This window comes from Rathayibacter sp. SD072 (assembly GCF_017355185.1).
In the GTDB taxonomy this organism is placed as follows: domain Bacteria; phylum Actinomycetota; class Actinomycetes; order Actinomycetales; family Microbacteriaceae; genus Rathayibacter.
Window position 1 is genome coordinate 1 of the sequence record NZ_JADILJ010000050.1, and the last position, 25055, is coordinate 25055.

The following is a 25055-nucleotide window of genomic DNA, read 5'->3' on the forward strand; positions in this document are numbered from 1 at the left end:
CGCGCTTGGAGGTCTTCTTGAGCTTCTTGCGCGTCTTCTTCGTGGCAGGGTCGTTCCACACGCCGAGTGCGAGATGACGCAGCTCCTCGTAGCGGGCACGTCCGGCGCGGGCGCCGAAGACGTACGCTGCCAGAGCGACGAGCGTCAGCAGGACGAGGCGGGGATTCATGCGGTGACCCTTCCATCGGAGAGCACAGGGCCGTGCTCGACCACCATTTGACTCTCCTGCGCAGTGCGTGGCAATTCAGGGCCCGACCATTGACAGCGACCCCTCCGGCCTGGTTCGCGTGCGCGCAGTGCCCCATCGGGGCGCCTCCGGCGAATCGGGGATGCGGGGAGCGTTCTAGGCGACGGAGTCGGCGAAGCGCTCGTGCAGGTACGCCCCGTACCCGCCGTCCACCCGGTTGTCCCGTCGGCCCGAGGTGATCACCTCGCCCCGGTCCGTCGCTCCGACCCGCGCTCCGATCGCGTGCAGGCGCTCGACGAGCCGCACGTCCTCGTGCAGGGCCTCGGCTCCGAAGCCGCCGGCCAGGAGGTAGCACCGGGCGCGGACGCCGAGGTTCGCCCCGTGGATGCTCCCGATCGACTGCTCCCGCTCGCGCGTCTCGCGCCACCGTCCGTACATCTCGGGGGCGAGGTCCGCCGGGTCGGGCCGGACCGTCCCGACGAGGGCGTCGTGCCGGTGCGCGTGCTCCACGTGGGCGCTCAGCCAGTCCACCGGGACCACCGTGTCGGCGTCGGTGTTCGCGATCCAGACCCGGTCGAGCGGTTCCGGAGTGGAGGAGAGGGCGTGAGCGATCCCGGCCGCCCGCGCGGCCCCCACGCCGCACCGCTCCAGCTCGAGCACGTCCGCCCCTGCGGCCCGGGCCCGCTCCGCCGTCGCGTCGGTGCAGCCGTCGGCGGCGACGAGCAGCCGCACCGACACCCCCGGGTGCGAGCGGACGAGGCGCGTGGCGCTCGCCTGCACCGAGGCGATGAGTCCGCCGATCCGCTCCTGCTCGTCGTGCGCGGGCACGACGACGAGCACGTGCTCCACGCGCCTCACAGCAGGCCCGTGCGGCGCGCGACCGAGCGCGGATCGCGGGCGTGCACCTCGAGCAGCACGTCCTCCTCCTCGTGCCGCACGAGACGGTGCAGGCCCAGGCGCCCCACGGCGGCCTGCACGGCGTCCCCGTCGAGCTCGAGCCCGGCGACGGGGTGCCGCCAGTGCACGGTGACCAGCTCGCCCGAGGGGGAGAGGGCGTCGCGCACGCCCCGCAGGACCTCGTCGAGCGCCGCGGCGCCGAGGTAGTAGCCGACCTCCGAGAGCACGATCAGGTCGAACGGCCCCTGCGGCACGCGAGCGGTGATGTCGTGCCGCTCGACGCGCACGTGCGGCAGCGGAGCGAGTCGTCGCGCGGCCCGCTCGACCGCGGCGGCCGAGACGTCGATCGCGAGCAGCCGGTCGGCGCGCTCGGCGAGGGCCTCGGCCAGCACGCCGATCGACGAGCCGATCTCGAGCACCGTCTCGTAGCGCCGCTCGGGCAGGCTCGCCAGCGTGAGCGCGCGCTTGCGCTCCTCGTACCAGCGGCTGGTGTACCCCCAGGGGTCCTCGTGCCGCTCGTACAGGTCATCGAAGTAGGTCGTCCGGCCGTCCATCGCTCCTGACCCTAAGCAGGATGCGGACGCCGGGCGGCCACTTGTCCGCGCGACCGAGGTGCGCTATCCGGCGACTCGGATCAGGTGGTCGTCGCCCAGGAAGTGGCGGACGAAGAGCGGATGCAGCACCGCCGGGCCGCCGTCCGGCTCCTGCCGCGTCTGGCTCCCGTACTCGCCGAGCGCCGCGCGCCTGCTCGAGCGGCCGTCCTCGTCGACCTCGACGCGCACCAGCGACGCCCACGGCACCGCCGCGTCGTCCGGCCGCGCCCAGTGCCAGAGCCAGATCGGCGCGGCGAGCACGGGCTGCCCGAGCAGGGCGCCCACCTCGGCGCACACCTCGCCGACGACCCGGTGGTCGCGGTGCCCGTCGCCGGCCCACGTCGAGAGCACCAGCACGGTCCCCGGCGCACCGGAGGCGCGGCGCCGCACGTCGTCGGCGATGCGGTCGCGGTGCTCGGGAGTCGCGGAGTCGGGCACCTCGAGGAAGCCCAGCCCGATGCCGTCGCCGAGCCGGTCCAGCGCCGCCCGCGCCTCCCGCCGGCGCTCCGCGGCGATCGCGGGGGAGGGCTCGCCGTGCGAGGCCGCTCCGTCCGTCACGATCACGACGTCCACCGGCACTCCGCGGCGCCGTGCGAGCACGATGGTGCCGCCGCAGCCCAGCGTCTCGTCGTCGGCGTGAGCGGCGACGACGAGCACGCGCCGCACACCGTCGAGCACCGCGGCGACCGGGAGGGCGTCGCGCCGGCCGTCGCTCCGCCACACCTCGAGGGGCGTGCCCTCGAGGTGCCCGTCGAAGCTCACCACGCGTCCGAGGACCCCGAGGAGAGGACCGCTCGCCCGAGCGCCGCGTCGTCGCGCTCGGCGTGGTGCTGGCGGACGTAGAGCGCGAGGTCGGCGGCGCGCTTGGCGTGCTCCTCGTCCAGCGCCAGCGGAGCCGGCCCCAGGGCGCGGCCCGCGCGGGCGAGCACCTCCTCGCACGCCGATGCCGTGCTCGCCCGGGTCCGCTTCGCCAGGAGCGAGCCGGCCGCGCCGGTCGCCGCGCCGGCGTCCACGAGCCGGGCCGCCTCGGCCAGAGCCCGACGCGCCGCCTCGAGGGCGGTGTCGATCGCGCCGAGGTGGGCCAGCAGGTGCGGATCCTCGCGGCGTGCGGCGGCCGCGGCGACGACCGCGCCGATCCCGCGCGCCCCGCCGTACCAGCAGGCCGCGACCGCGATGCCGCCCCAGGCGAACCCGGGACGCGAGAGGTACCAGCCGGCCTCGCCGACGGGAGTCGCCCGCGCCGCGGTGAAGCGCACGGGTCCGCTCGGGATCTCGGCGAGACCGCGCGCGTGCCACGCCCCCTCCTGCACGCGGGCCGAGCCGTCGCGCAGGCCCACCGCGAACAGTCGGCGCTCGCCGGAGGAGTCGCCCACGTGCGCCGTGACCAGAGCGGCGTCCAGGCGGTCGGCCAGCGAGCACCACGGCTTCACCCCGTCCAGTCGCCAGCCGTCGCCGTCGGCGCGGGCGACCAGCGGATCCTCGCCGCCCTCCGCCGCGAAGACGCCCCAGACCGCGTCCGGGGAGACGCCGACGTCGGCCGGCGCGAGGCCCGCCTGGTCGAGGATCGCCAGGGCGTCCAGGTTCGGTTCGACGGTGCGGGCGACCCCGAGGTCGTGACGGGCGAGCCGGGCCAGCAGTGCGAGCAGCTCCGCGGTGCGGCCGGAGCCGGGGAGCGGAGCGTCCGGGCCCAGCGCGCGGGCGAAGGCGAGCGCGCCGGCCACGTCGGTCGGCAGGGGCGCGTGCAGGGGGAGGGAGGAGGTGAGCGGTTCCATCGCGGGCGACGCTACCGAGTGGGTCGTCGTCGCCGCGCCGATTGCCCGCGAGGCGGGTCGGTGCTACCCGGTCACAGTTCCAGCGCGTTGATCCGGTGCAGGAGGCGCCCGAGCTGCTCGACCTCGCCGACGCCCCAGCCGCGCAGCTCCTCGTGCAGCTGCGCCTGATCGGACGAGCGGATCTCGCGCAGCCGCTCGGCGGTCTCCGGCGTGACGGACAGGATCGTCGACCGTCCGTCGGCCGGGTCGGGGGAGCGGGAGAGCAGGCCGAGCCGGTCCAGCGCCGTGATCTGCCTGCTGAGCGTCGACTTGTCGGTCTCGAGCAGCTCCGCCAGAGCACCGGAGGAGACGGGCCCGCGCCGCTCCAGCGCCGACAGCGTCTTGTACCCGGCCGCCGTCAGCTCCGGATGCACGCGCTCGGCGTAGGAGCGCATCATCGCCCGCACCCGCGTGAACAGGGTGCTGAGTTCGCCCTCGACCGAGGCGATGGCCGCGTCGACGTCGCGGGCGGGGGTGGGGCTCTCTCCGGTCATGCCTCCATCGTGCCCGGTCCGCCCGAGGACCCGACTTGCATCGGAGGCTCGGCATGTCGTACGCTTCCCGAAGCCAAAGACCGCCGGTTTCCGGTGCGCGCACGAGTAGGGCCCCGGCCCCGCGAGATCGCCACTCGGACGAAGGATTCGCGAAGCGAATGGCCCGCGCAGGTGTGAACGAGATCATGAACCGCGAGAGATCGCGTCTTCCGAAGCTCCGAGCGCTTGCGCCGGAGCTTTTTTCTTTGCCTGCCTTCGGGCTACCGGCACGAGAATTCACAGGAGTAGCCATGGCGAACAAGGAAGCCTCGGTTGCCGAACTCACGGAGAAGTTCCAGAGCTCGACGGCCGTTCTGCTGACCGAGTACCGCGGTCTCACCGTTGCGCAGCTGAAGACGCTGCGCAAGGACATCAGTGAGCACGCAACCTACGCCGTGGTGAAGAACACGCTGACCAAGATCGCGGCGAACAACGCCGGTATCTCGTCCTTCGACGACGAGCTCGCTGGCCCCTCGGCCATCGCGTTCGTGCACGGCGACCCCGTCGCCGTCGCGAAGTCGCTGCGTGCCTTCGCCAAGGCAAACCCTCTGCTCGTGGTGAAGGGCGGTTACTTCGACGGTAACCCCCTGACCGCAGAAGAGGTGGGCAAGCTCGCCGACCTCGAGTCCCGTGAAGTGCTGCTCGGCAAGCTCGCCGGCGCCTTCAAGGCCTCGCTGTTCGGTGCCGCATATCTGTTCAACGCCCCGCTGTCCAAGGCCGTTCGCACGGTCGAGGCGCTGCGCGAGAAGCAGGAGTCCGCGAGCTGACGTCTTCCTCCGGGAGACAGCGCACGCGGTTCGTAGACAAGAAAAACTAGGAGAAAAATCATGGCAAAGCTCACGCAGGACGAGCTCATCGAGGCCTTCAAGGAGCTCACGCTCATCGAGCTCTCTGAGTTCGTCAAGAAGTTCGAAGAGGTCTTCGAGGTCACCGCCGCCGCGCCCGTCGCGGCTGCCGGAGTCGCCGGCCCGGCCGCTCCCGCCGAAGAGGTCGAGGAGCAGACCGAGTTCGACGTCGTGCTCGAGGCCGCCGGCGAGAAGAAGATCCAGGTCATCAAGGAGGTCCGCGCGCTCACCAGCCTCGGCCTCGGCGAGGCGAAGGCCGTTGTCGATGGCGCCCCCAAGGCCGTCCTCGAGGCCGTCAACAAGGAGACCGCCGAGAAGGCCAAGGCTCAGCTCGAGGCCGCCGGCGCGACCGTCACCGTCAAGTAGTACTGCGCCGACCCCGGTCGGCATGCGCGCAGGGCGTCGTCTCCTCGGAGGCGGCGCCCTTCGCCGTTCCCGCGCCGTTCCCGCGCCGTGTCTCCGCGGGCCGGGATCCGCGCGGGCTCTAGAATCGGGGCGTGTCCGCTCCTGATCCGCTCGCAGGCCTGCCCGCCCGCGACGTGCCGCCCAGCGAGGTCTCGCTCAGCGAGCTGCTGAGCGACTTCGTGTCGGTGACCCACCGCATCACCCGCCTCGCCGCGCAGGCCACGGACAACCAGGAGTCGCAGGCCGTCTGGCGCACGCTCTCGGTGCTCCTCTCGATGGGCCCGATGCGACTGGGCGAGCTCGCCTCGCAGAGCCGCGTCTCGCAGCCCACGATGACCAAGATCGTGAAGAACCTCGTCGAGAGCGGCTGGCTCGCCCGCATCGCCGACCCCGCCGACGCCCGCGCCTGGCAGATCCAGCTCACCGACGTCGGAGCCGACGCCCTGGCGACCTGGCGCTCGGAGCTGGGCGACGCCCTCACGCCGATCTTCGCCGACCTCGCCCCCGAGGACCGCCGCGTCCTCGAGCGCGCGGTCGAGATCATGCACGAGCGCCTGGTGGTCGGCCCCCGCGCCTGACCGGTGAACGGATCCGGCACGCGGTGCCGACCTTCGTCCGGCGGCAGACGTCACGCGCCGAATTGACTCGCCTCTCATAAGCGGTGAGACTTATGGCATTGCTCCCCGCCGTCTCCGGATTGGCGGGGATTTTTCTGTCTGGAGGGTGACGGAGTGCCGGTCGATCCTCTGCTTCGCGCAACCCTCATCGTCGACTATCAGAACGTTCACCTCACGGCGTTCGACGTCTTCGATCCCCGAGGAGATCGTCACGACTCTCTGATCCATCCGATGCGCTTCGCCCAGCGGGCGATCGTCGAACGCAACGAGAGGCAGCGGGAGGGCTTCGCGCTCGCGCGGATCGAGCGCGTCATCGCCTTCCGTGGTCTGCACCACGTCGACCATCACTGGGAGCAGCACCGTCGTGCCCAGGATCAGGCTGCACGCTGGCGAGAGGACGGTGTCGACGTCCAGCTCCGCGACCTCAAGTACTCGTATCAGCTGGGAGCCGATGGCCGGCCGGTCATCGACATCCACGGAAAGAAGATTCCGCTCGGACGGCCGAAGGAGAAGGGCATCGACGTCTTGTGCGCCCTCGCCTGCGTTCGGGAAGCTGCGCGGTCGGACGTCGATCTCGTCGTGCTCGCGTCCAGAGACACCGACCTCGTTCCCGCCCTCGACGAGGTTCACGATTTCCGCGAAGTGGAACCGGAGCGGTACGCGCGGATCGAGACCGTGTCGTGGTTCAACCCTCGGTGGCGGGAGGAAGGATCCGTCAGCGGCGGAGGCTTGAGACCGACTGCGCCCCGGAGGATCTGGAACACGAATCTCGATCGTTCCTGCTACGAGGCGTCACGGGATCGCACCGTCTACCGCTGAAGCCGTCCCGCGTTCCTGCATCCGGTCCTGGGGAACTCCGGCTGGCCGCCGGGCGGCGTCGCGCGCCACACTGGGGCCGTGCGCCTGCGTCTCGAACTCGTCCCCCTGCCCGTCGCCGACGTCGATCGTGCCGTGGCCTTCTACAGCGGTGTCGTCGGCTTCGCGATCGACCACGACGTCCGCCCGGCCGAGGGGATGCGCATCGTGCAGCTGACTCCGCCGGGCTCGGCGTGCTCGGTCGTCGTCGGCACCGGCATGGGGCTCGATCCCTCCGACGGGGTGGTCCGCGACCTCCACCTGGTCGTCGACGATCTGGCCGAGGCGCGGGAGGAACTGGTGGGCCGGGGCCTCGCGGTCAGCGAGGTGCAGGACATGGGCGGCGTCCTCTACGCGTACTTCGCCGATCCCGACGGCAACTCCTGGGCGCTGCAGCAGATCGGCGCCGCGGCCCGGCCCCCGGCCTGACCGGGGCTCAGTCCTCCGGCCACTCCACGCGCGCCTGCACCTCGGGGTGCTTGCGGAGCCACGTGGCGATGAACGGGCAGCGCGGCACGACGGTTCCGCCCGCCTCCGTCACGGCCGAGACGGCTGCGCGGGCGAGTGCGCTGCCGAGACCGTGCCCCTCCCACTCGTCCTCGACGACGGTGTGGGTGAACACGACGCGATCGCCGCGGAGCGAGTAGGCGGCGAAGCCGGCCGTCGCGCCTCCCACGGATATCTCGAACCGCGATCGCTCGGGGACGTCGACGACGGACGGGGCGGTGGGGGAGTCGGAGTCGCTCATGCTCCGATTCTGCCCCTCACGCTCCGATCCGGGCCCTCACGCTCCGATCCGGGCCCCTCGCGGCGCCGAGGTGCTCGTGCGGATCACGAGCGAGGCCGGGATCGTCGTGTGCCGGGCCGGGGGAGGCGACTCGCCTCGTGCGAGAGCGGCCAGCGCCTCGAGGATCAGCTGGACCGCCAGCTCGCCCTGCTGACGCGGGTCCTGGCGGATCGAGGTCAACCCGAACAGGTCGGCCAGCGGATGGTCGTCGATCCCGATGATCGAGACGTCCTCGGGCACCGACAGCCCCAGCTCCCGGGCGGCCAGGACGATGCCGATCGCGATCTCGTCGGAGGCGGCGAAGATCGCGGTGGGCCGGGTCCGCGGGTCGCCCAGCACCTGGCGCCCGGCGCGGTGCCCGCCCGGGATGTCGAAGCGCGTCGGGACGAACGAGCCGGCGTCGAAGTCGAGACCCGCCGCATCGAGCGCCTGACGGAAGCCCGCGAGGCGCTTGGTGTGCACGCGGAAGTCCATCTCCTCCTCCGCCAGCCCGCCGATGTGCACGATGCGCTCGTGTCCGAGCGAGAGCAGGTGCTCGGTGGCCAGGCGTGCGGCGGCCACGTCGTCGATGCTGAAGGTCGGGATCCCGGGGAGCTCGCCGCCGATGCCGACGACCGGCTTGCCGAGCGCCAGGAGCGCCTCCGTCTCACCGGGCGAGATCTCGAGTGTCACCGCCACGATCGCGTCGACGCGCTTGCGCACGAGGTAGTACTCGAAGACGCTGCGGCGTGCGTCGCGGTGCTTGTCGATGTTGTAGAGGAGCAGGTCGTAGCCGGCGGCGAGGAGGGCGTGCTCGATGCCGTCGATGATGCCGCCGAAGAACCACTGGTTGATCACGGGGATGATGACGGCGACGTTATTGCTGCGCCCGGTGACGAGGCTCGAGGCGTTCGCCGACACGACGTAGCCCAGGCTCGCGGCGGCCTTCTCGACGCGCTGCTTGGTGCCGGCCGAGACGTAGCCGCGGCCGCTCAGCGCCCGCGAGACCGTCGCCTTCGAGACTCCCGCGAGCTCGGCGACCTCTTCGATGCCCGTCACGGCGTACCTCCCGTCCCGTCCGGCGTCGATGCTGGAAACGGTTCCAGGAAGTTATACCCCGTCCGTGGGGTCCGGGCCATCCGGGGGGAGCGCGGTGTGCCGCGATTCCGGGGACGGATCCGCGGTTCGACGCCGAATCGTTATCTCAGAGAGCGCTCTACCGGGCACGTTGTGGTTTCATCGAACTTGTGGAAAGGTTTCCCTCCGTGGGAGCCCTGCCCACGTGTAACCGGTGATCCGCACGGAAGACCTCCCTGCGGCTCTCGAGTCTGACGGGCCCCGCCCTCGGCTGAACCACCACTCAATGAGGAGGAACCATGCGGTCATCCCTGCACCGCCGTATCACCCTTCCGGTCGCCGTTCTCGCGGCTGCCGGTATCGCGCTCGCCGGCTGCTCCGGCACGAGCGACCCCAACGACCCGAACGCCGGCGGCGGCTCCGGCAACTCCGTCGGCAACGCCGACGGCGTCGTCAACGTCTACGGCACCATCAACGGTGACGAGGCCACCCTCCTCGAGGAGTCCTGGGCCGCCTGGGAAGAGGAGTCGGGCATCGACATCAAGTACACCGGCGACAAGGAGTTCGAGAAGCAGATCGGCATCAAGGTCCAGGGTGGCGACACCCCCGACCTCGCGATCTTCCCGCAGCCGGGTCTGCTCGCCGACACCGTCGCCTCCGGCAAGGTCCAGGAGCTGCCCGAGGGCGCCCTGACCAACGTGCAGGAGAACTGGTCCGAGGACTGGCAGAAGTACGGCCAGGTCGACGGCACCCAGTACGGCGCGCCGCTCATGGCGAGCGTCAAGGGCTACATCTGGTACTCGCCGGCCAAGTTCGCCGAGTGGGGCGTCTCGGTCCCCACCACGTGGGACGAGATGGAGGCGCTCGGCAAGACGATCGCCGAGAAGACCGGCGGACCGTCCTGGTGCGCGGGCTTCAACTCCGGTGAGGCGTCGGGCTGGCCCGGCACCGACTGGATCGAGGACGCCGTCCTCCGCGAAGCCGGCCCCGACGTGTACGACTCCTGGGTCGCGGGCGACACCCCGTTCACCGACCCCGAGATCAAGGCCGCGTTCGACTCCGTCGGATCGATCCTCCTCGACCCGACCCTCGTCAACGCGGGCTACGGCGACGTCTCGTCGATCAACTCGACCGCGTTCGGCGACGTCGCGCAGAACATCGCCAACGGCACCTGCGCGCTGACCCACCAGGCCTCCTTCTTCGAGGGCTTCCTGATCTCGGCCGGCGCCGACGTGTCCGAGGACGGCGACGTCTGGGCCTTCCTCACCCCGCCGACCTCGGCCGACGACCCGCAGGCCGTCACCGGTGGTGGCGAGATGGTCGCCGCCTTCTCGAACGACGAGGACACCGCGAAGGTCCAGGAGTACCTCGCCAGCGCCGACTGGGCCAACAGCCGCGTCTCGCTCGGTGGAGTCATCTCGGCCAACAAGGGACTCGACGCCGAGAACGCGGGCAGCGCGATCCTGAAGGACTCGATCGCCATCCTGCAGAGCGAGGACACCACGTTCCGCTTCGACGGCTCGGACCTCATGCCGAAGTCCGTGGGTGCCGACAGCTTCTGGAAGGGCATGGTCGACTGGATCGACGGCTCGAGCACCGATCAGGTCCTCGAGGAGATCCAGGCCGGATACACCTCCTAGCGGCAACGAGGACGAGGGCCGCCGCTCACTGGGCGGCGGCCCTCGTCCTCGCTAGGCTTCAGCTGAGTTCAGAGTCGCACTCGAAAGGGCGTCCATGTCCGCATTCTTCCAGTGGCTCGCGAGCATCCCCCCGCTCGCGCAGATCCCGATCATCCTCCTCGCCTTCGCGGCCGTCGTCGCGATCATCCTGTTCTTCGTCGAGATCGCGCCCCGCCGCGGAACGGGCTACACGATCCTCCGCCTCGCGGTGACCGTGCTCCTGCCGGTGGTGCTGCTGCTCGCCTTCGGCCTCTACAACTCCGTCATGTGGGTCGCGGTCGTCGCCGCGGTCCTGGGCGGCGCGCTGTTCCTGCTCGACTTCCGATCCCGCAAAGGCGCGGGCTACGGACTCCAGCTGGTCGCGTTCATGGCCCCGGCCGCGTTCTTCATCCTGATCGGCCTGATCTACCCGACGATCACGACCGCTCTGAACGCCTTCATGAAGAACGACGGATCCGGTTTCGCCGGGCTCGACAACTTCGTCTGGGTCTTCACGAGCCCCGACGGCATCACCGCCTTCCTGAACACCGTGGTCTGGGTGCTCCTCGCCCCGATCACCGCGACGGCCATCGGCCTCGCCTACGCGGTCTTCATCGACAAGAGCCGCGGCGAGAAGTTCTTCAAGCTCCTGGTCTTCATGCCGATGGCGATCTCGTTCGTCGGTGCATCGATCATCTTCAAGTTCTTCTACGACGTCCGGCAGGGCGACCAGATCGGCGTGCTGAACGGGATCCTCACCGCGTTCGGCGCGACCCCCGTGGACTGGCTGGGGCTGGAGCCCTGGAACACCCTGTTCCTCGTCGTCGTCCTGATCTGGACCCAGGCGGGCTTCGCGATGACCGTGCTCTCGGCGGCCATCAAGGGCGTGCCGGCCGAGCAGCTCGAAGCGGCGTCGCTGGACGGCACCAACGCGTGGCAGTCGTTCTGGAACGTCACCGTCCCGGGCATCCGCTCCTCGATCGTCGTGGTCCTGACGACCATCTCGATCGCGTCCCTCAAGGTCTTCGACATCGTCTCGGCGATGACCGGCGGCCGCTCGGACACCACGGTCCTGGCCTTCGAGATGGTGCGCCAGTTCCAGCTCGGAGCCCGCAGCGGCTACAGCGCGGCCCTCGCGGTCATCCTGTTCCTGCTCGTGCTGCCGATCGTCGTCTACAACGCCCGCCAGCTCGCCAAGCAGAGGGAGATCCGATGAGCGTCACGCCCACTCCGATCCAGGTCCCGGTCGACCGCACCACCGAACGACGCCTCGCCCGCGGGGAGTCGAAGATCGAGACGGCCAGCGGCAAGGTCCGCAAGGCGACCACCTCGCGCGGAGCGACCCTCGCGGCGGCGATCATCGCGGCGATCTGGACGATCCCGACCCTGGGTCTGTTCATCTCGTCGTTCCGCCCCGCGAACGACATCAAGACGACCGGCTGGTGGACGATCTTCGCCAACCCGGGCTTCACGCTCGACAACTACGCGAACGCGCTCAACTCGGGCGACAGCCTGACGCTGGGCAAGGCGTTCGTGAACTCGCTGGTCATCACGCTGCCGGCGGCGCTCATCCCCATCACCATCGCGAGCCTCGCGGCCTACGCGTTCGCCTGGATCGACTTCAAGGGCCGCAACACGCTCTTCGTCCTGGTGTTCTCGCTCCAGATCGTGCCGATCCAGATGGCGCTCGTGCCCCTGCTGCAGCTGTTCTCGGACGGACTGCGCATCGGCAACCTCTACATCCTCCCCGGGCTCGGGGTGAACGGGTTGGACGGCTCGTACGCGAAGGTGTGGATCGCGCACACGATCTTCGCGCTGCCGCTGGCGATCTTCATGCTGCACAACTTCATCTCGGAGATCCCGGGCGAGGTCATCGAGGCGGCGCGCGTGGACGGAGCCGGCCACGGCCAGATCTTCTTCCGCATCGTCCTGCCGCTCTCGGTGCCGGCGATCGCGTCCTTCGGCATCTTCCAGTTCCTCTGGGTCTGGAACGACCTGCTGGTCGCGACCGTCTTCACCTCGGGCGAGGGGTTGCCGATCACGAAGGCGCTGCAGGACCTGTCCGGCTCGTACGGCCAGTCGTGGGAGCTCCTCACGGCGGGCGCGTTCATCTCGATCATCGTGCCGCTCATCGTGTTCTTCGCCCTCCAGCGGTTCTTCGTCCGCGGCCTCCTCGCCGGAGCGACGAAGGGCTGAGCGACGCGCGGCACCGCGATCCGCGGCGTTGTCGTCGTCGGCAGTAGCTCCGCTACAGCTCTCCTCCTCCGCCTTGCGCCTCGCGGCACCGCGCGCCGCTCCACGGCCCGGGACTCCTGCTCAGCAGGGGCCCCGGGCCGTTCGGCGTTGCGGGCTGATCGGGCGCAGGCGCAAGCACGGATCCGCCCTGGGCGGAAGCGGGAGAAGGTGTCGGCGGCCGGGGTTATGGTCGAGCGATGAGCAGGATGGGCGACGTGGCGGCGAGCGGCGGCATGCGTCCGGGAGCGGTGCGGGGGAAGATCTCGAGCAGCGACCCCGATCGTCAGCGCAAGCAGAACGAGGACGCTCCCCGCATCGACCACCTGCTGCGGCGCATCGCCGACCTGTTCCGCGATCACCGCGCCAAGCTGACGCTCACCGTCGTCCTCGTGCTCGTGGGCGCCGCTTTCACCGTCGTGCCGCCGCTGCTCACCCAGCTGGCGTTCGACCGGGGCCTCTTCCCGCCCGACGGCACCCCGAACCTGCCCGTGCTGCTCGAGCTCGTCGGGATCATGGTGCTCGTGTGGGTGCTCTCGGCGGTGCTCGGCGTCTGGCAGACCCTGCTGACCGCCACGGTGGGCAACTCCGTGATGGGCGAGCTGCGAATCCGGCTGTTCCGCCACCTCCAGGCGATGGAGCTCGGCTTCTTCACCCGAACCCGCACCGGAGTGATCCAGTCCCGGCTCGCCAACGACGTCGGCGGTGTCGCGAGCGTGCTCACCAACACGGTGTCGAGCGTGCTCGGCAACACGGTCACGGTGATCGCCGCGGTCGTCGCCATGCTGCTGCTGTCGTGGCAGATGACGATCGTCGCGCTCATCCTGATGCCGGTGCTCGTCGTGGCCCAGCGCCGCGTCGGCCAGGTGCGCGCGCGCATCGCCACGAAGACGCAGGAGTCGCTGTCCGAGATGACGGCGATCACCCAGGAGACCCTGAGCGTCTCGGGCATCCTGCTCGCCAAGAGCTTCGGGCGCCAGGAGTCGGAGGTGTCGCGGTACGCCGACGAGAACGGCCGCCAGATCGACCTGCAGGTGCGCCAGCAGATGTCCGGGCAGTGGTTCTTCGCGACGGTGCAGATCTTCCTCTCGGTGATCCCCGTGGTCGTCTACCTCGCCGCCGCCTGGCTCATCCTCGGCGGCACGACGGTCACCGCCGGCACGGTCGTCGCCTTCACCACTGTCCAGGCCCGCCTGATGTGGCCGCTGCTCGGACTCATGCGCGTGGCACTCGATCTGCAGACCGCGGGCGCCCTCTTCGCGCGCATCTTCGAGTACCTCGACCTGCGCCCCGCGATCACCGATCGCGACGGCGCGCGCGATGTCGACGGCGAGCTCGGCCGGGTCGAGCTCGACGACGTCGTGTTCCGCTACCCCGACCAGACCGAGGAGGCGCGCCCCACGCTCGACCACGTCTCCGTCTCGATCGAGCCGGGGCAGTTCGTGGCCTTCGTCGGCCCCTCCGGCGCGGGCAAGACCACGATCTCGTACCTCGTGCCGCGCCTCTACGACGTGACCGGGGGCGCCGTGCGCTTCGCCGGCACCGATGTGCGGGAGCTGCGGCAGGAGTCGCTCGTCTCGCACATCGGCATCGTCAGCCAGGAGACGTACCTCTTCCACGCGACGATCGGCGACAACCTCCGCTACGCCCGTCCCGGGGCGACGCAGGAGGAGCTCGAGTCGGCCGCTCGCGCGGCGAACATCCACGAGACGATCGTCTCGTTCCCCGACGGCTACGACACCCTGGTCGGCGAGCGCGGCTACCGCCTCTCGGGCGGCGAGAAGCAGCGCCTCGCGATCGCGCGCGTGCTGCTGAAAGACCCGGCCGTCCTCATCCTCGACGAGGCGACGAGCGCCCTCGACACCGTCTCGGAGCGGGTCGTGCAGGCCGCCCTCGACGACGCCTCCCGCGGTCGCACCACCATCGCCATCGCCCACCGCCTCTCGACGGTCGTCTCGGCCGACGTGATCCACGTGGTCGCCGCCGGACGGATCGTCGAGTCGGGGACCCACCGCGAGCTGCTGGCTCTCGACGGCCTCTACGCCTCGCTCTACGCGCAGCAGGCCGAGACGACGATCACGGCCTGAGGCCCGGCGCCGTCCGCCCGGGTCGCCGCGGACCGGGCGCTGCGCGGGGCACGGGCCCCGTTGCGCGTCCACTCGGGGCGGCCCGCTCGTGCGAGACGACGCGAGTCGGGTACTGCTCATGGTGCAGAGCCCGCTCCGTGTCCACTCGCTCGACGCCCGGGGCAGGATGCGAGGCCGGTCTCTCGCGGCCGACCCCGTCGTCGTCGCCGTTGCGGTCGAGCGTCCGGCTGCAGCCGGGATCGCCGGTGCAGCCCCCGCTGCGCGGACCGCGGTGCTGTCCTCGTCGCAGGTCGACGCGGTCGACAGGCTCGGAGCCCCGCGTCATCGGCGCCGACCGGCGCCGGTCACTCCGCCGGGCGGTCCTCGAGCATCTGCTCCATCAGCGAGATCTCGGCCTCCTGAGCTTTCACGACGGAGGTGGCGAAGTCGGTCGCGACGCGGTCGCGGCTGCGCGAGAGCAGCGCCTCGGCCATGTCGATCGCTCCGCGGTGGTGCGCGATCATCAGCTGGAGGAACCGGCGGTCGAGGTCGCGGCCCGAGGCCGCGGTGAGCTCGGCGATCTGCTCGGGAGTGGCGAGGCCGGGCATGCTCGAGGGCACGACGCCCTGCTCCGTGCCCATGCCCATCGACGAGTGCTCGTCGGCGGCGCCCTCGAGCGTGGGGCGGCCCATCCAGGTCATCGACGGCTCGGGGGAGGCCTGCGGGAGCCCCCAGGAGACGAGCCAGCCGAACAGCTGGCCGGCCTGCTGCTGCTGAGTCAGCAGGATGTCCTTCGAGACGGTCAGGACCTCGGCGTCGGTGCTCCGCTCGTGCGCGATCAGGGCGAGCTCGGCACCCTGGAGGTGGTGCACCTGCATGTCGCGCGCGAAGCCCGCCTCGGCACTCGTCGAGGACGGAGTCGAGTCGGGCGCGAAGGGCGCGAGGGCGCCGATCACGTAGCCGCCGGCCGCGCCCAGGAGGAGGGCGACGACGGCCACCGCGGCGACGAGGAGGCGGCCCCGGCCGCGGGGTGCGCCGGTGGATCCGCCCGTCACTGCTTGCCGGGGGCGTCGATGCCGCCCGTGCAGGGGGCTCCGGGCTCGGGGGCGGTGGACGCCTGCCAGAAGCGCTCGACGAACGCGTCGATGCGCGGGTCCTCGGGGGAGTCGAGGGCGACCTGGGCGTCCCAGGCGCTGAGCACGATGGGCGACTCGAGGCCCTCGTAGGGCGAGACGACGGTGTAGGTGTCGGGAAGGGCGGCGATCAGCGCGTCGACGTCGGCCTGGGGGAGGGCGGGGTCGTAGGTCGCCCAGACGGCGCCGTGCTCGAGGTCGTGCACCGCGTTCTCGTTCGGGACGGGCTGGTCGTAGACGCCGCAGTTCATCCAGACGGCGTTGTGCGGGCCGCCCGCGGGGGGAGTCTGCTCGTACTCGACCGCGCCGGTGACGTGATCGGCCTCGTTCTCGAAGGTCTGCAGGCCGTCGATGTTCCGCGCCTCGACGATCTGCTGGTTGCCGATGACCGTGACCGCGACGATGGCGCCGATGGCGAGGATCGCGAGCGACGTGAGCGTGATGATCCAGATGCGGCCGCTCCGCTTCTTGCGCTCCTGCTCGCGCTTGTAGGCCTCGACCTTCTCCTGGCGGGCGCGGTTCTTGGCGGACATCGTGTCTTTGGGCACGGCGGCGTTCTCTCGTTCCATCCGGGGGCGGTGGCGCCGTCGAGCGGCGCAGGCGCCTGAGAGGCGCTCTCAGAGGATAACGAGACAGCCTCCGGATCGGATCAACGCGGATGACGGGACGGCCTCCGGAGCGGATTGACGCGGATCCGGGCCCTCAGCCGGCGAAGGTCAGCCAGAGCAGCAGGCCGTTGAGCACGATGAGGAACACCGCGGCGAGGATCGCGCCCAGCGTGGTGAACCAGCGGTTGGCCTGATCGCCCATGAGGGCCTTGTCACGCGTCAGCACCACCAGCGGCACGAGCGCGAACGGGATGCCGAACGACAGCACCACCTGGCTCAGCACGAGGGCGCGGGTCGGGTCGAAGCCGACGGCCAGCACGACGAGCGCCGGGATCAGCGTCACGAGTCTCCGCGTCACGAGCGGCACCCGCACGTGCAGCAGCCCGTGCATGATCTCGGCGCCGGCGTAGGCGCCGACCGAGGTCGAGGCGAGACCGGAGGCGAGGAGCCCGACCGCGAACAGGGTCGCGATCACCGGTCCCAGCGCTGCTCCGATGGCGGCGTGCGCCCCCTCGAGGCTGTCGGTGCCGGCGACTCCGGCGAGCGAGTGCGCGGCGAGGAGGAGGATCGCGAGGTTCACGGTGCCGGCGATCGCGAGGGCGACGGTGACGTCGATCCGGGTCGCCGTGAGGATCCTCCGGCGGGCGCCGACCCCGTCGACGCGGCCGAAGCGGTCGCGGGCGAGGGCGGAGTGGGCGTAGATGGCGTGCGGCATGACGGTCGCGCCGAGGATCGACGCGGCCAGCAGCACCGATTCCGATCCCTCGAAGCGCGGCACGAGCCCGGCGATCGCCGAGCCCGCGTCCGGCGGATCGACGACCACGCCGATCGTGAACCCGACGGCGATGACGATCATGAGCGCCGTGATGACGCGCTCGAAGGGGCGGGCACCTCCGCGGGTCTGGATGAGCAGGAGCGCGAGCGAGACCGCTCCGGTGAGCAGACCGCCCGCCAGCAGCGGCAGGCCGAAGAGCAGGTTCAGAGCGATCGCACCGCCGATGACCTCGGCCAGATCGGTCGCCATGGCGACGATCTCGGCCTGCACCCAGTAGGCGCGCCTGCCCCAGCGGCCGCGGAGCCGGTCGCCGAGCAGCTCCGGCAGGCTCCGGCCCGTCATCAGCCCGAGCTTCGCGGAGAGGTACTGGATGAGCCAGGCCATCAGGTTGCCGAGCACGACCACCCAGACGAGCAGGTAGCCGAAGCGGGCGCCCGCCGTCATATTGCTCGCGACATTGCCCGGATCGAGGTAGGCGACTCCGGCGACCATGGCCGGGCCGAGCAGTCGGAGGAGGCGGCCGTCGGCGGGACGCCGCGGAACGGCGGCGATCGGAGTGGTCATCGGGGTCCGTTCCGCACGTCGGGAGGGGCGTCTCGCGCGACCGCCGGCAGCGTCGCGGACCCCCACGATAGGGCACCGCGCAGGATCGCGGCAGAGGCTTCCCCCGGGCTCGGCGGGCCGGTTCGCGGGCTCCCGTCATACGTCCTGAACCGGTTGCTACGCTTTTCCCATGACCCTCGATCGAGCCCTGCCAGCACGCCCGGACACCGGGATGGCCTACGCCGAATCGGTGCTGGACCTCATCGGGGACACCCCCCTCGTGAAGCTCGGCCCGGTCGCCTCCGGAGTGCAGGCCACCGTGCTCGTGAAGGTGGAGTACCTCAACCCCGGCGGATCCTCGAAGGACCGCATCGCCACGCGCATCATCGACGCGGCCGAGCGCGACGGGCTGCTGAAGCCCGGCGGCACGATCGTCGAGCCCACGAGCGGCAACACCGGCATCGGCCTGGCGCTCGTCGCGCAGCAGCGCGGCTACCGCTGCGTCTTCGTGCTGCCCGACAAGGTCGGCGAGGACAAGCGCAACGTGCTCACCGCGTACGGGGCCGAGATCGTCGTGACCCCCACGGCCGTCGCCCCCGAGGACCCCGACTCCTACTACTCCGTCTCGGACCGCCTCGCCCGCGAGATCCCGGGGGCCTTCAAGCCGAACCAGTACGCGAACCTCAACGGGCCGCTCAGCCACTACGAGACCACGGGCCCCGAGATCTGGCGCGACACCGCCGGCCGCATCACGCACTTCGTCGCCGGAGTGGGCACGGGCGGCACGATCAGCGGCACCGGCCGCTACCTCAAGGAGGTCTCGGACGGGCGCGTGCAGACCATCGGCGCCGACCCCGAGGGCTCGGTCTACTCCGGCGGCGGCGGGCGCCCCTACCTGACCGAGGGCGTGGGCGAGGACTTCTGGCCCAGCGCCTACGACCCGGGCGTCGTCGACCGCATCATCGCCTCCAGCGACGCCGAGTCGTTCGCGATGACCCGCCGCCTCGCCCGCGAGGAGGGCCTGCTCGTCGGCGGCTCCAGCGGGCTCGCCGTCTCGGTCGCGCTCAAGGCGGCGGCCGACCTCGGCCCCGACGACGTGGTCGTCGTGCTCCTCCCCGACGGCGGGCGCGGCTATCTCGGCAAGATCTTCAACGACCGCTGGATGCGCTCCTACGGGTTCCTCGAGCACCGCGAGGAGGACACCGTGCGCGACGTCCTGCGCGCCCGCGCCGCGAATCCGCAGACCGGCGAGCTGCCCGACCTGGTGCACGCGCACCCGAGCGACACCGTGCGCGACGCGATCGAGATCATGACCACCTATGGCGTCTCGCAGCTGCCGGTGCTCACGGCCGAGCCGCCCGTAGTGATGGGCGAGGTCGTCGGAGCGGTGGACGAGCGCGAGCTGCTCGACCGCGTCTTCAGCGGGGCCGCGTCGATGACCGACCCGCTCGGCCCCTCCGCCGGAGCCCCGCTGGCCCTCATCGGGCTCGGCGAGAGCGTCTCGGCGGCCCGCGCGGCGCTCACCGAGCACAACGCGCTCCTCGTCACCGACGAGGGCAAGCCGGTCGCCGTCATCACGCGGCAGGACCTGCTCTCGTTCGCGACCGGGTAGCCGGCGCACCCTCCCTCCCGACTCCGCACCTCCTCTCGATCCGGAAAGCACGCTCATGCCCAAGAAGCAGCACTTCGACACCCGCGCCATCCACGCCGGACAGGAGTTCGACCCCACCACGGGCGCCGTCGTCCCGCCGGTCTACATGACCTCGACCTTCGTCCAGGACGGCATCGGAGGGTTCCGCGGCGGCTACGAGTACGCCCGGTCGGCGAACCCGACCCGCGACTCCCTGCAGGAGCTGATCGCGTCGATCGAGGGCGCCGACGTCGCCTACTCCTTCTCCTCGGGCCTCGCGGCCGAGGACACGCTGATCCGCGCGGCGCTGGCTCCGGGCGACCACATCGTGCTCGGCAACGACGCGTACGGCGGCAGCCACCGGCTGATCGACCGGGTGCACGCGGCGTGGGGCATCCGCAACACCGCGGTCGACATGTCGAACCTGCGCGAGGTGCAGCGCGCGATCGTCCCGGGCGAGACGAAGATGCTGTGGGTCGAGACCCCGTCGAATCCGCTGATGACCATCAGCGACATCGCCGAGCTGGCCGATCTGGCCCACGCGCACGACCTGATCGTGGTCGTCGACAACACCTTCGCCTCCTCCGCGCTGCAGCAGCCGCTCGCGCTCGGCGCCGACGTCGTCGTGCACTCGACCACCAAGTACCTCGGCGGCCACTCCGACGTGGTGGGCGGCGCGCTGGCGCTGCGCTCCGGTCCGCTGGCCGAGAAGGTCGCGTTCCTGCAGTTCGCGGTCGGAGCGATCTCGAGCCCGATGGACGCGTGGCTGACCGTCCGCGGCATCAAGACGCTCGCGGTGCGCATGGAGCGCCACTCGAAGAACGCCCAGGCGGTCGCCGAGTTCCTGGCCGAGCACTCGGCCGTCACCGCGGTGCACTACCCGGGCCTGCCGACCCACCCGGGTCACGAGTTGGCGAAGCGCCAGATGTCGGGCTTCGGCGGCATGCTGTCGGTCGAGCTCGCGACGCCGCGCGCCGCGCGCAAGTTCGCGGAGTCGACGGAGCTGTTCCAGCTCGCCGAGTCGCTCGGCGGGGTGGAGTCGCTGATCGGCTACCCCAGCGAGATGACGCACGCGTCGGTCAAGGGCACGCCGCTCGAGGTCTCGGAGTCGCTCGTGCGCCTCTCCGTGGGCATCGAGGACGCGAGCGACCTGATCGCCGACCTGTCGGCGGCGCTGCCCAAGCGCTGAGCGTCTCGGGGGAGGACCGTCCGACCTGACCCGAAAGACGCGGCGAGTGGCAGGATCTCGAGCGACAGCGTGATCCTGCCACTGCGAGGATCGCCGTATGACCTCCTCCCCGCGCCGCTTAGTCGACCTCAGCCACGCCGTCTCGGACGGCCTCGTGACCTACCCGGGGCTGCCCGCCCCGCGGATCCGGCCGCACCTCACCCGCGAGGCGTCGCGCGCCTCCTACGCCCCCGGCACCGAGTTCGCGCTGGACGTGATCGAGATGATCGGCAACACCGGCACATACCTCGACAGCCCCTTCCACCGCTACGAGGGCGGGACCGATCTGGCCGGGCTCGATCTGGCGACGCTCGTCGACCTGCCGGCCGTCGTCGTGACGGCGCGGAGAAATCGTGCGATCGGACCGGAGTCGTTCGACGGCCTCGACGTCCGCGGTGCGGCCGTGCTGCTCTCGACGGGGCGGGATGCGCTGTTCGGCGAGCCCGGGTACGCGAGGGACGCGCCCTTCCTCACGGAGGAGGGCGCCCGGGTGCTCGTCGCGGGCGGCGCCGTGCTCGTCGGCATCGACTCGCTGAACATCGACGACACGCAGGGCACGGGCACCCGCCCCGCGCACTCGCTCCTCCTGGGGGCGGGGGTGCACGTCGTCGAGCACCTGACAGGGCTGTCCGAGCTGCCCGCGTCCGGAGCGCGGTTCACCGCGGTGCCGCCCAGGGTCAGCGGATTCGGGACCTTCCCCGTGCGCGCGTTCGCCGTGGTCGACGCCCCCTAGCGGCCGCGGGGGCCGGGAGCCGTCTGGTTATCCTGGAACGATGCACCCCGCCCTCGCCGCGCTCGGCCGCCGTGTCCGGCCCCGCACCCGGCTCGCCGCTCTCGGCCGCCGGGTCCGCCCGCGGACGCGCCTGCTGGCGCTCGCGCGCGCGGCCGGGTCCTCGCCGCAGCGGCTCCGCGAGCGCCGGGCGGCGGCCGTGGCGGCCCGTCCGATCGACCACCCCTCCTCGCTCGCGTTCCGCCGCGAGCTGCTCGGTCTGGAGCTCGCGAACCGCTTCTCGCGCCGCCCGGTCGTCGACAGCGGGAGCGACGTCGTGGTCACGATGACGACGCACGGCGAGCGCATCCGGCGCGTGCACGTGGCCCTGGAGTCGATCGCCCGCGGCGACGCCCGCCCGGCGCGGCTGGTGCTGTGGCTGGACGACCCGGCCCTCGCCGCCGACCTCCCGCGGCCGCTGCGTCGACTGCAGCGGCGCGGCCTCGAGGTGCGGCTGGTCGAGAGCGGCTACCGGGTCCACACGAAGTACTACCCGCACCTGCTGTCGGGACGGGCGGGCGAGCGCGACCTCGTCACCTCGGACGACGACATCGTCTACCCGCGCCGGTGGCTCCGGGGCCTGATCGACGCCCGCTCCCGCTACCCGCGAGAGACGGTGCTCTGCTACCGGGCCCACCGCGTCGCAGTGGTCGACGGCGCCGTCGCCCCGTACACGAGCTGGCGACCGGTCGCCGACACCCGGGCGCGCTTCGACGTCTTCGGCACCTCCGTGTCCGGTCAGCTGTTCCCCCGCGCCCTGATGGAGGAGGTGGCCCGCCACGGCGACGCCTTCCGCGAGGTCGCTCCCGACGCCGACGACATCTGGCTGCACGTGCGCGCGGTCGACGCGGGCCATCGCATCGCCCAGATCGAGCCGACCGCCCAGCTCTTCCCCTTCGTCCCCCGCACCCAGCAGACCGGCCTCTACCTCGTGAACTACTGGGACGGCGGCAACGACCGCCAGGCCGCGGCGAGCTACACGCCCGAGGCCACGGCGCGGATCGCCGGGGACGCGACTCCCGATCGGCAGGACCCGACCGCATGATGCGCCTCCTCTTCGTCAGCAACCTCTACCCGCCGCAGGTGCTCGGCGGCTACGAGATGACCTGCGCTCGGGTGGCGGAGGCCCTGGCCGCGCGCGGCCACTCCGTGCGGGTGCTGACCACGCCGACCTACCTGCCTCCCGAGCCCTCGCCCGTCGAAGTGCACCGCACGCTGGGCCTGCGCACCTACTTCCCGCTGCCGCGGACGGGCGGCGAGATCGCCCAGCTGATGCACCACGAGAGCGCGGTGTCGCGGTTCGAGAACACGCGGATCCTGCTCGAGGAGCTGCGCGACTTCGCCCCGACGCACGTCGTCGCCTTCAACCTCGTCGGCCTCGGCGGTCTCGCGCTGATCGACCTGCTGCGCACCGTCGACGCGGCCTGGATGTGGAACCTGGGCGACCGGGTCCCGAACCAGCTCGTCGACGGGCTCCCCGAGCCCGTGCTCGCCGTCTACGGAGCGGACGCCCCCGACCACTTCGCCCGCGGCGAGATCGTGGCGGTCAGCTCCGCTCTCGTCGAGTCGATCGAGGCGGGCGGCCGCCTGCTGGGCGACGTCGAGATCATCGGCCGCGGGGTGAGCACGCCGCCCGACTCCGACGCCCCGCGGAGCTACCGCGACGGGGGAGTGACCCGCTTCACGTTCGCCGCCTCGCTCGGCGAGCACAAGGGCGTCGACCTCGTGCTCGAGGCGGCCGCGGCGCTCGCGGGCGAGACCCGAGACTTCCGCGTCGACCTGTACGGCGACGGCGACGTGGCGGGCTACCGGGAGCGGGCGCTCGCCGCGGGCCTGGACGGCATCGTCGAGTTCCACGGCGCCCGCCCGCGCGAGGAGGTGCTCGCCGCTCATGAGCGAGCGGACGCGTTCCTCTTCCCGACCTGGTCGGGCGAGGCGTTCGGAGTCGCCCCGGTCGAGGCGGCGGCGGCGGGCTGCGTGCCCATCGTGACCGCGACGAGCGGGGTGGCCGAGTTCCTCATCGACGGTGTCGACTGCGTGAAGATCCCGCGCACCGCCGCGGCGCTGCTCGACGCGATGCGCGACGTCGTCTCGGGGGAGACGGATCTGGAGGCGCTCGGCCGCCGGGGACGGGCCGCGGCCCGCGGCCCGCTCTCGTTCGACCGGTCGATCGACCTGATCGAGCGCTCGCTCGAGCGACGGTCGCGACCGGGCGATCTCTTGGAGCGCACCGCCGACACCGGCCTCGAGGCCGACATCATGGACAAGGACCGCCGGGCGATGGATCTGCTCCACCGCCGGCTCTCCGGACGGGAGCACGACGATGACCACTGAGGACCAGTACCGGGACGCACCCGGCTCCGTGCCGACGAAGCTCGGCCGCGGCGGGCTGGCGCTGCGGGAGGCGGTGCACCGCCTGGTCGCGCCGTACTTCGAGCAGGCGCGCCTGCGCACCGAGGAGGTGGGCGCCGAGACCGCCGCTCTGCGCGACGAGCTGGCGGCGGTCCGCGCCGAGCTCGCGGGACTGCGCGAGGAGCTCGAGCCGCTGCGCACCCGGGGCGAGGAGCTGCGCACGGCGCTCGCCGAGGCGGCGGCCGGGGCCGACGAGGCCGCCGCGGCGTCGACGCGGCGCCACGACGAGGCCGAGGCGCGGGCGGCCGAGGCCGAGGAGCGCCTCCGGGGCGTGGAGCTCGAGCTGCGCGCGGTGACGCGGCGCGTGGCGGAGGCGGTCGACGCCGGCCTCTGATGCCGATCGCGGCCGGATCCTTGTGATCCGCGCAGCGGACCCGGATGATCGCCTTGAGCGGCCGATCTGCGCCGCAGCGACATCAGCACCATCCGGGGGGAAGCACGTGGACTCACGCGCGCGCACTGTCACCGGCGGCCTGGGGGCCGCCCTCGTCCTGTCCATCACCGCAGCGGGGGTGCTCCTCGGAGCCGGGCCCGCCGCCGCCGGCGAGTACGACGGGATCCCCGCCAACGGCGGCACCGTGCAGCTGGACTTCGGTCCGGAGTGGGCGGGCTGGACCGCCGTGGCGGGCTTCCAGGTCCCCGGGTCGGGCGGCTCGATCGGCTGGACGACGGCGTCGCTGGACACCGACGGCGAGGGCGCCGTCACGACGTACGCCGGTCCGGTCCGCGTCTACCTGTCGAACCCCAGCGCCCCGCAGGACGACCCGCCCCGCGACCTGTACGAGGTGTTCGCCTACCGCGGGGAGACCGTGGCGTGGACGATCGACGCCGCCACCTACGAGGAGACGCTCGTCGGCGAGGCGCCGACTCCGGACGTGCCGAGTCTCGACACTCTCGAGAACGGCGGCCTGATCGCCGTCGGCGCGTACGACCTCGCGCCCGCGCAGTACGAGACGGGGGTCGCCTTCGACCTCACCGTCAGCGGACTGCAGTTCAGCGACGAGACGCCGGGCGACCTCGACGGCCTCGAGGTGACGGGCTACATCTACTCCGAGCCGAAGGAGATCGGCACGGCCGTCGTCGCGGGCGGCGCCTACACGCAGACGATCCCCGCGGAGTTCACGACCCAGCCGCACACCTACGCCTCGTACGACGAGTACGGACGTCTCGTCGCCGCCGCGACGCTCGACGGCGGTGCCTCCAGCGAGGGCCCGGCCGCGACTCCGGCGCCGACCGCCACGGCGGCTCCCGTCGCCCCGTCGACTCCCGCAGCGGTGACGACGTCCGGGAGGGCCGGACGCGGCACGCTCGCGAGCACCGGCGTCGAGACCGCAGGGCTCGCCGCCGGCGGCGCCGCGCTGCTCCTCGCCGGAGCCGTGTCGCTCCTCGCCGTGACGCGCCGCACCGCGCGCGCC

General features: G+C 71.7%; 25 protein-coding genes and 1 pseudogene. 16 read left to right on the forward strand and 10 right to left on the reverse strand.

Annotation, left to right across the window (positions count from 1 at the left end):
- Positions 1–343: 343 nt before the first annotated feature.
- The 5 genes from IOC53_RS15900 to IOC53_RS15920 all read right to left on the reverse strand — a co-directional run bounded on the left by IOC53_RS15900 (position 344) and on the right by IOC53_RS15920 (position 3982).
- On the reverse strand, positions 344–1045 hold the full coding sequence (locus tag IOC53_RS15900; RefSeq protein WP_207407218.1) for a glycosyltransferase family 2 protein: 702 nt from the start codon (positions 1043–1045) through the stop codon (positions 344–346).
- A complete protein-coding gene (locus IOC53_RS15905; RefSeq protein ID WP_207407220.1) occupies positions 1042–1638 on the reverse strand; it encodes a class I SAM-dependent methyltransferase in 597 nt (198 codons plus the stop codon). Before IOC53_RS15905 ends, IOC53_RS15900 begins: the two co-directional genes overlap by 4 nt.
- A 63-nt stretch (positions 1639–1701) precedes the next feature.
- Positions 1702–2442: a PIG-L deacetylase family protein gene (locus IOC53_RS15910; protein ID WP_207407222.1), complete on the reverse strand. Its 741-nt coding sequence runs from the start codon at positions 2440–2442 to the stop codon at positions 1702–1704.
- The gene (locus tag IOC53_RS15915; protein WP_207407224.1) at positions 2436–3449 is read right to left on the reverse strand and encodes an acyl-CoA dehydrogenase; all 1014 of its coding nucleotides are present in this window, start codon (positions 3447–3449) and stop codon (positions 2436–2438) included. The genes IOC53_RS15910 and IOC53_RS15915 overlap by 7 nt, the downstream gene beginning before the upstream one ends.
- Positions 3450–3520: 71 nt before the next feature.
- A complete protein-coding gene (locus IOC53_RS15920; RefSeq protein WP_207407230.1) occupies positions 3521–3982 on the reverse strand; it encodes a MarR family winged helix-turn-helix transcriptional regulator in 462 nt (153 codons plus the stop codon).
- Positions 3983–4272: 290 nt separating this feature from the next.
- Here IOC53_RS15920 and rplJ point away from each other — a divergent pair, with 290 nt between their 5' ends.
- From rplJ to IOC53_RS15945, 5 genes are all read left to right on the forward strand, one after another.
- Positions 4273–4788: a 50S ribosomal protein L10 gene (rplJ, locus tag IOC53_RS15925; RefSeq protein WP_055791018.1), complete on the forward strand. Its 516-nt coding sequence runs from the start codon at positions 4273–4275 to the stop codon at positions 4786–4788.
- A gap of 60 nt (positions 4789–4848) precedes the next feature.
- Positions 4849–5232, forward strand: coding sequence for a 50S ribosomal protein L7/L12 (rplL, locus tag IOC53_RS15930; RefSeq protein ID WP_055791021.1), 384 nt, complete (start codon positions 4849–4851; stop codon positions 5230–5232).
- A gap of 131 nt (positions 5233–5363) precedes the next feature.
- Positions 5364–5849: a MarR family transcriptional regulator gene (locus IOC53_RS15935; RefSeq protein WP_307786223.1), complete on the forward strand. Its 486-nt coding sequence runs from the start codon at positions 5364–5366 to the stop codon at positions 5847–5849.
- A gap of 153 nt (positions 5850–6002) precedes the next feature.
- On the forward strand, positions 6003–6707 hold the full coding sequence (locus tag IOC53_RS15940; RefSeq protein WP_207407231.1) for an NYN domain-containing protein: 705 nt from the start codon (positions 6003–6005) through the stop codon (positions 6705–6707).
- A 78-nt stretch (positions 6708–6785) separates the two neighbouring features.
- Positions 6786–7172: a VOC family protein gene (locus IOC53_RS15945; protein WP_207407232.1), complete on the forward strand. Its 387-nt coding sequence runs from the start codon at positions 6786–6788 to the stop codon at positions 7170–7172.
- Between the two features lie 7 nt (positions 7173–7179).
- Here IOC53_RS15945 and IOC53_RS15950 read toward each other — a convergent pair whose 3' ends face one another.
- Both IOC53_RS15950 and IOC53_RS15955 read right to left on the reverse strand, forming a co-directional pair.
- Entirely contained in the window at positions 7180–7491 is a 312-nt protein-coding gene (locus IOC53_RS15950; RefSeq protein ID WP_207407233.1) for a GNAT family N-acetyltransferase, read from the reverse strand.
- 36 nt (positions 7492–7527) lie between these two features.
- Positions 7528–8568 carry a LacI family DNA-binding transcriptional regulator gene (locus IOC53_RS15955; protein WP_207407234.1) on the reverse strand — a complete coding sequence of 347 codons (1041 nt, stop codon included), beginning with the start codon at positions 8566–8568 and terminating at the stop codon, positions 7528–7530.
- Between the two features lie 317 nt (positions 8569–8885).
- On the opposite strand from IOC53_RS15955, the gene IOC53_RS15960 reads away from it, so the two are divergent.
- The 4 genes from IOC53_RS15960 to IOC53_RS15975 all read left to right on the forward strand — a co-directional run bounded on the left by IOC53_RS15960 (position 8886) and on the right by IOC53_RS15975 (position 14563).
- Complete coding sequence (locus IOC53_RS15960; protein WP_207407235.1) at positions 8886–10226, forward strand: ABC transporter substrate-binding protein; 1341 nt, start codon at positions 8886–8888, stop codon at positions 10224–10226.
- Positions 10227–10320: 94 nt separating this feature from the next.
- The gene (locus IOC53_RS15965; protein ID WP_207407237.1) at positions 10321–11460 is read left to right on the forward strand and encodes a carbohydrate ABC transporter permease; all 1140 of its coding nucleotides are present in this window, start codon (positions 10321–10323) and stop codon (positions 11458–11460) included.
- Positions 11457–12440: a carbohydrate ABC transporter permease gene (locus IOC53_RS15970; RefSeq protein WP_207407239.1), complete on the forward strand. Its 984-nt coding sequence runs from the start codon at positions 11457–11459 to the stop codon at positions 12438–12440. The genes IOC53_RS15965 and IOC53_RS15970 overlap by 4 nt, the downstream gene beginning before the upstream one ends.
- A gap of 245 nt (positions 12441–12685) precedes the next feature.
- The gene (locus IOC53_RS15975) at positions 12686–14563 is read left to right on the forward strand and encodes an ABC transporter ATP-binding protein (RefSeq protein ID WP_207407257.1); all 1878 of its coding nucleotides are present in this window, start codon (positions 12686–12688) and stop codon (positions 14561–14563) included.
- A gap of 344 nt (positions 14564–14907) precedes the next feature.
- Here IOC53_RS15975 and IOC53_RS15980 read toward each other — a convergent pair whose 3' ends face one another.
- The 3 genes from IOC53_RS15980 to IOC53_RS15990 all read right to left on the reverse strand — a co-directional run bounded on the left by IOC53_RS15980 (position 14908) and on the right by IOC53_RS15990 (position 17622).
- Positions 14908–15597, reverse strand: coding sequence for a DUF305 domain-containing protein (locus IOC53_RS15980; RefSeq protein ID WP_207407241.1), 690 nt, complete (start codon positions 15595–15597; stop codon positions 14908–14910).
- Positions 15594–16223: a DUF3105 domain-containing protein gene (locus IOC53_RS15985; RefSeq protein ID WP_307786224.1), complete on the reverse strand. Its 630-nt coding sequence runs from the start codon at positions 16221–16223 to the stop codon at positions 15594–15596. The genes IOC53_RS15980 and IOC53_RS15985 overlap by 4 nt, the downstream gene beginning before the upstream one ends.
- Before the next feature lie 154 nt (positions 16224–16377).
- A complete protein-coding gene (locus IOC53_RS15990) occupies positions 16378–17622 on the reverse strand; it encodes an Nramp family divalent metal transporter (RefSeq protein ID WP_207407243.1) in 1245 nt (414 codons plus the stop codon).
- Positions 17623–17833: 211 nt separating this feature from the next.
- On the opposite strand from IOC53_RS15990, the gene IOC53_RS15995 reads away from it, so the two are divergent.
- From IOC53_RS15995 to IOC53_RS16025, 7 genes and pseudogenes are all read left to right on the forward strand, one after another.
- On the forward strand, positions 17834–19213 hold the full coding sequence (locus IOC53_RS15995) for a cystathionine beta-synthase (RefSeq protein WP_207407261.1): 1380 nt from the start codon (positions 17834–17836) through the stop codon (positions 19211–19213).
- A 55-nt stretch (positions 19214–19268) separates the two neighbouring features.
- Positions 19269–20420 carry a cystathionine gamma-synthase gene (locus IOC53_RS16000; protein WP_207407245.1) on the forward strand — a complete coding sequence of 384 codons (1152 nt, stop codon included), beginning with the start codon at positions 19269–19271 and terminating at the stop codon, positions 20418–20420.
- A 97-nt stretch (positions 20421–20517) separates the two neighbouring features.
- Positions 20518–21192 (forward strand): cyclase family protein, encoded by a 675-nt coding sequence (locus IOC53_RS16005; RefSeq protein WP_207407247.1) that lies wholly within the window; start codon positions 20518–20520, stop codon positions 21190–21192.
- A 40-nt stretch (positions 21193–21232) separates the two neighbouring features.
- Positions 21233–22273, forward strand: coding sequence for a hypothetical protein (locus IOC53_RS16010; protein WP_207407249.1), 1041 nt, complete (start codon positions 21233–21235; stop codon positions 22271–22273).
- Positions 22270–23562: a glycosyltransferase family 4 protein gene (locus tag IOC53_RS16015; RefSeq protein ID WP_207407251.1), complete on the forward strand. Its 1293-nt coding sequence runs from the start codon at positions 22270–22272 to the stop codon at positions 23560–23562. The genes IOC53_RS16010 and IOC53_RS16015 overlap by 4 nt, the downstream gene beginning before the upstream one ends.
- The gene (locus IOC53_RS16020) at positions 23552–23974 is read left to right on the forward strand and encodes a hypothetical protein (protein ID WP_207407253.1); all 423 of its coding nucleotides are present in this window, start codon (positions 23552–23554) and stop codon (positions 23972–23974) included. The genes IOC53_RS16015 and IOC53_RS16020 overlap by 11 nt, the downstream gene beginning before the upstream one ends.
- 106 nt (positions 23975–24080) lie before the next feature.
- A pseudogene (locus IOC53_RS16025) lies at positions 24081–25055 on the forward strand (hypothetical protein); the annotation flags it as partial.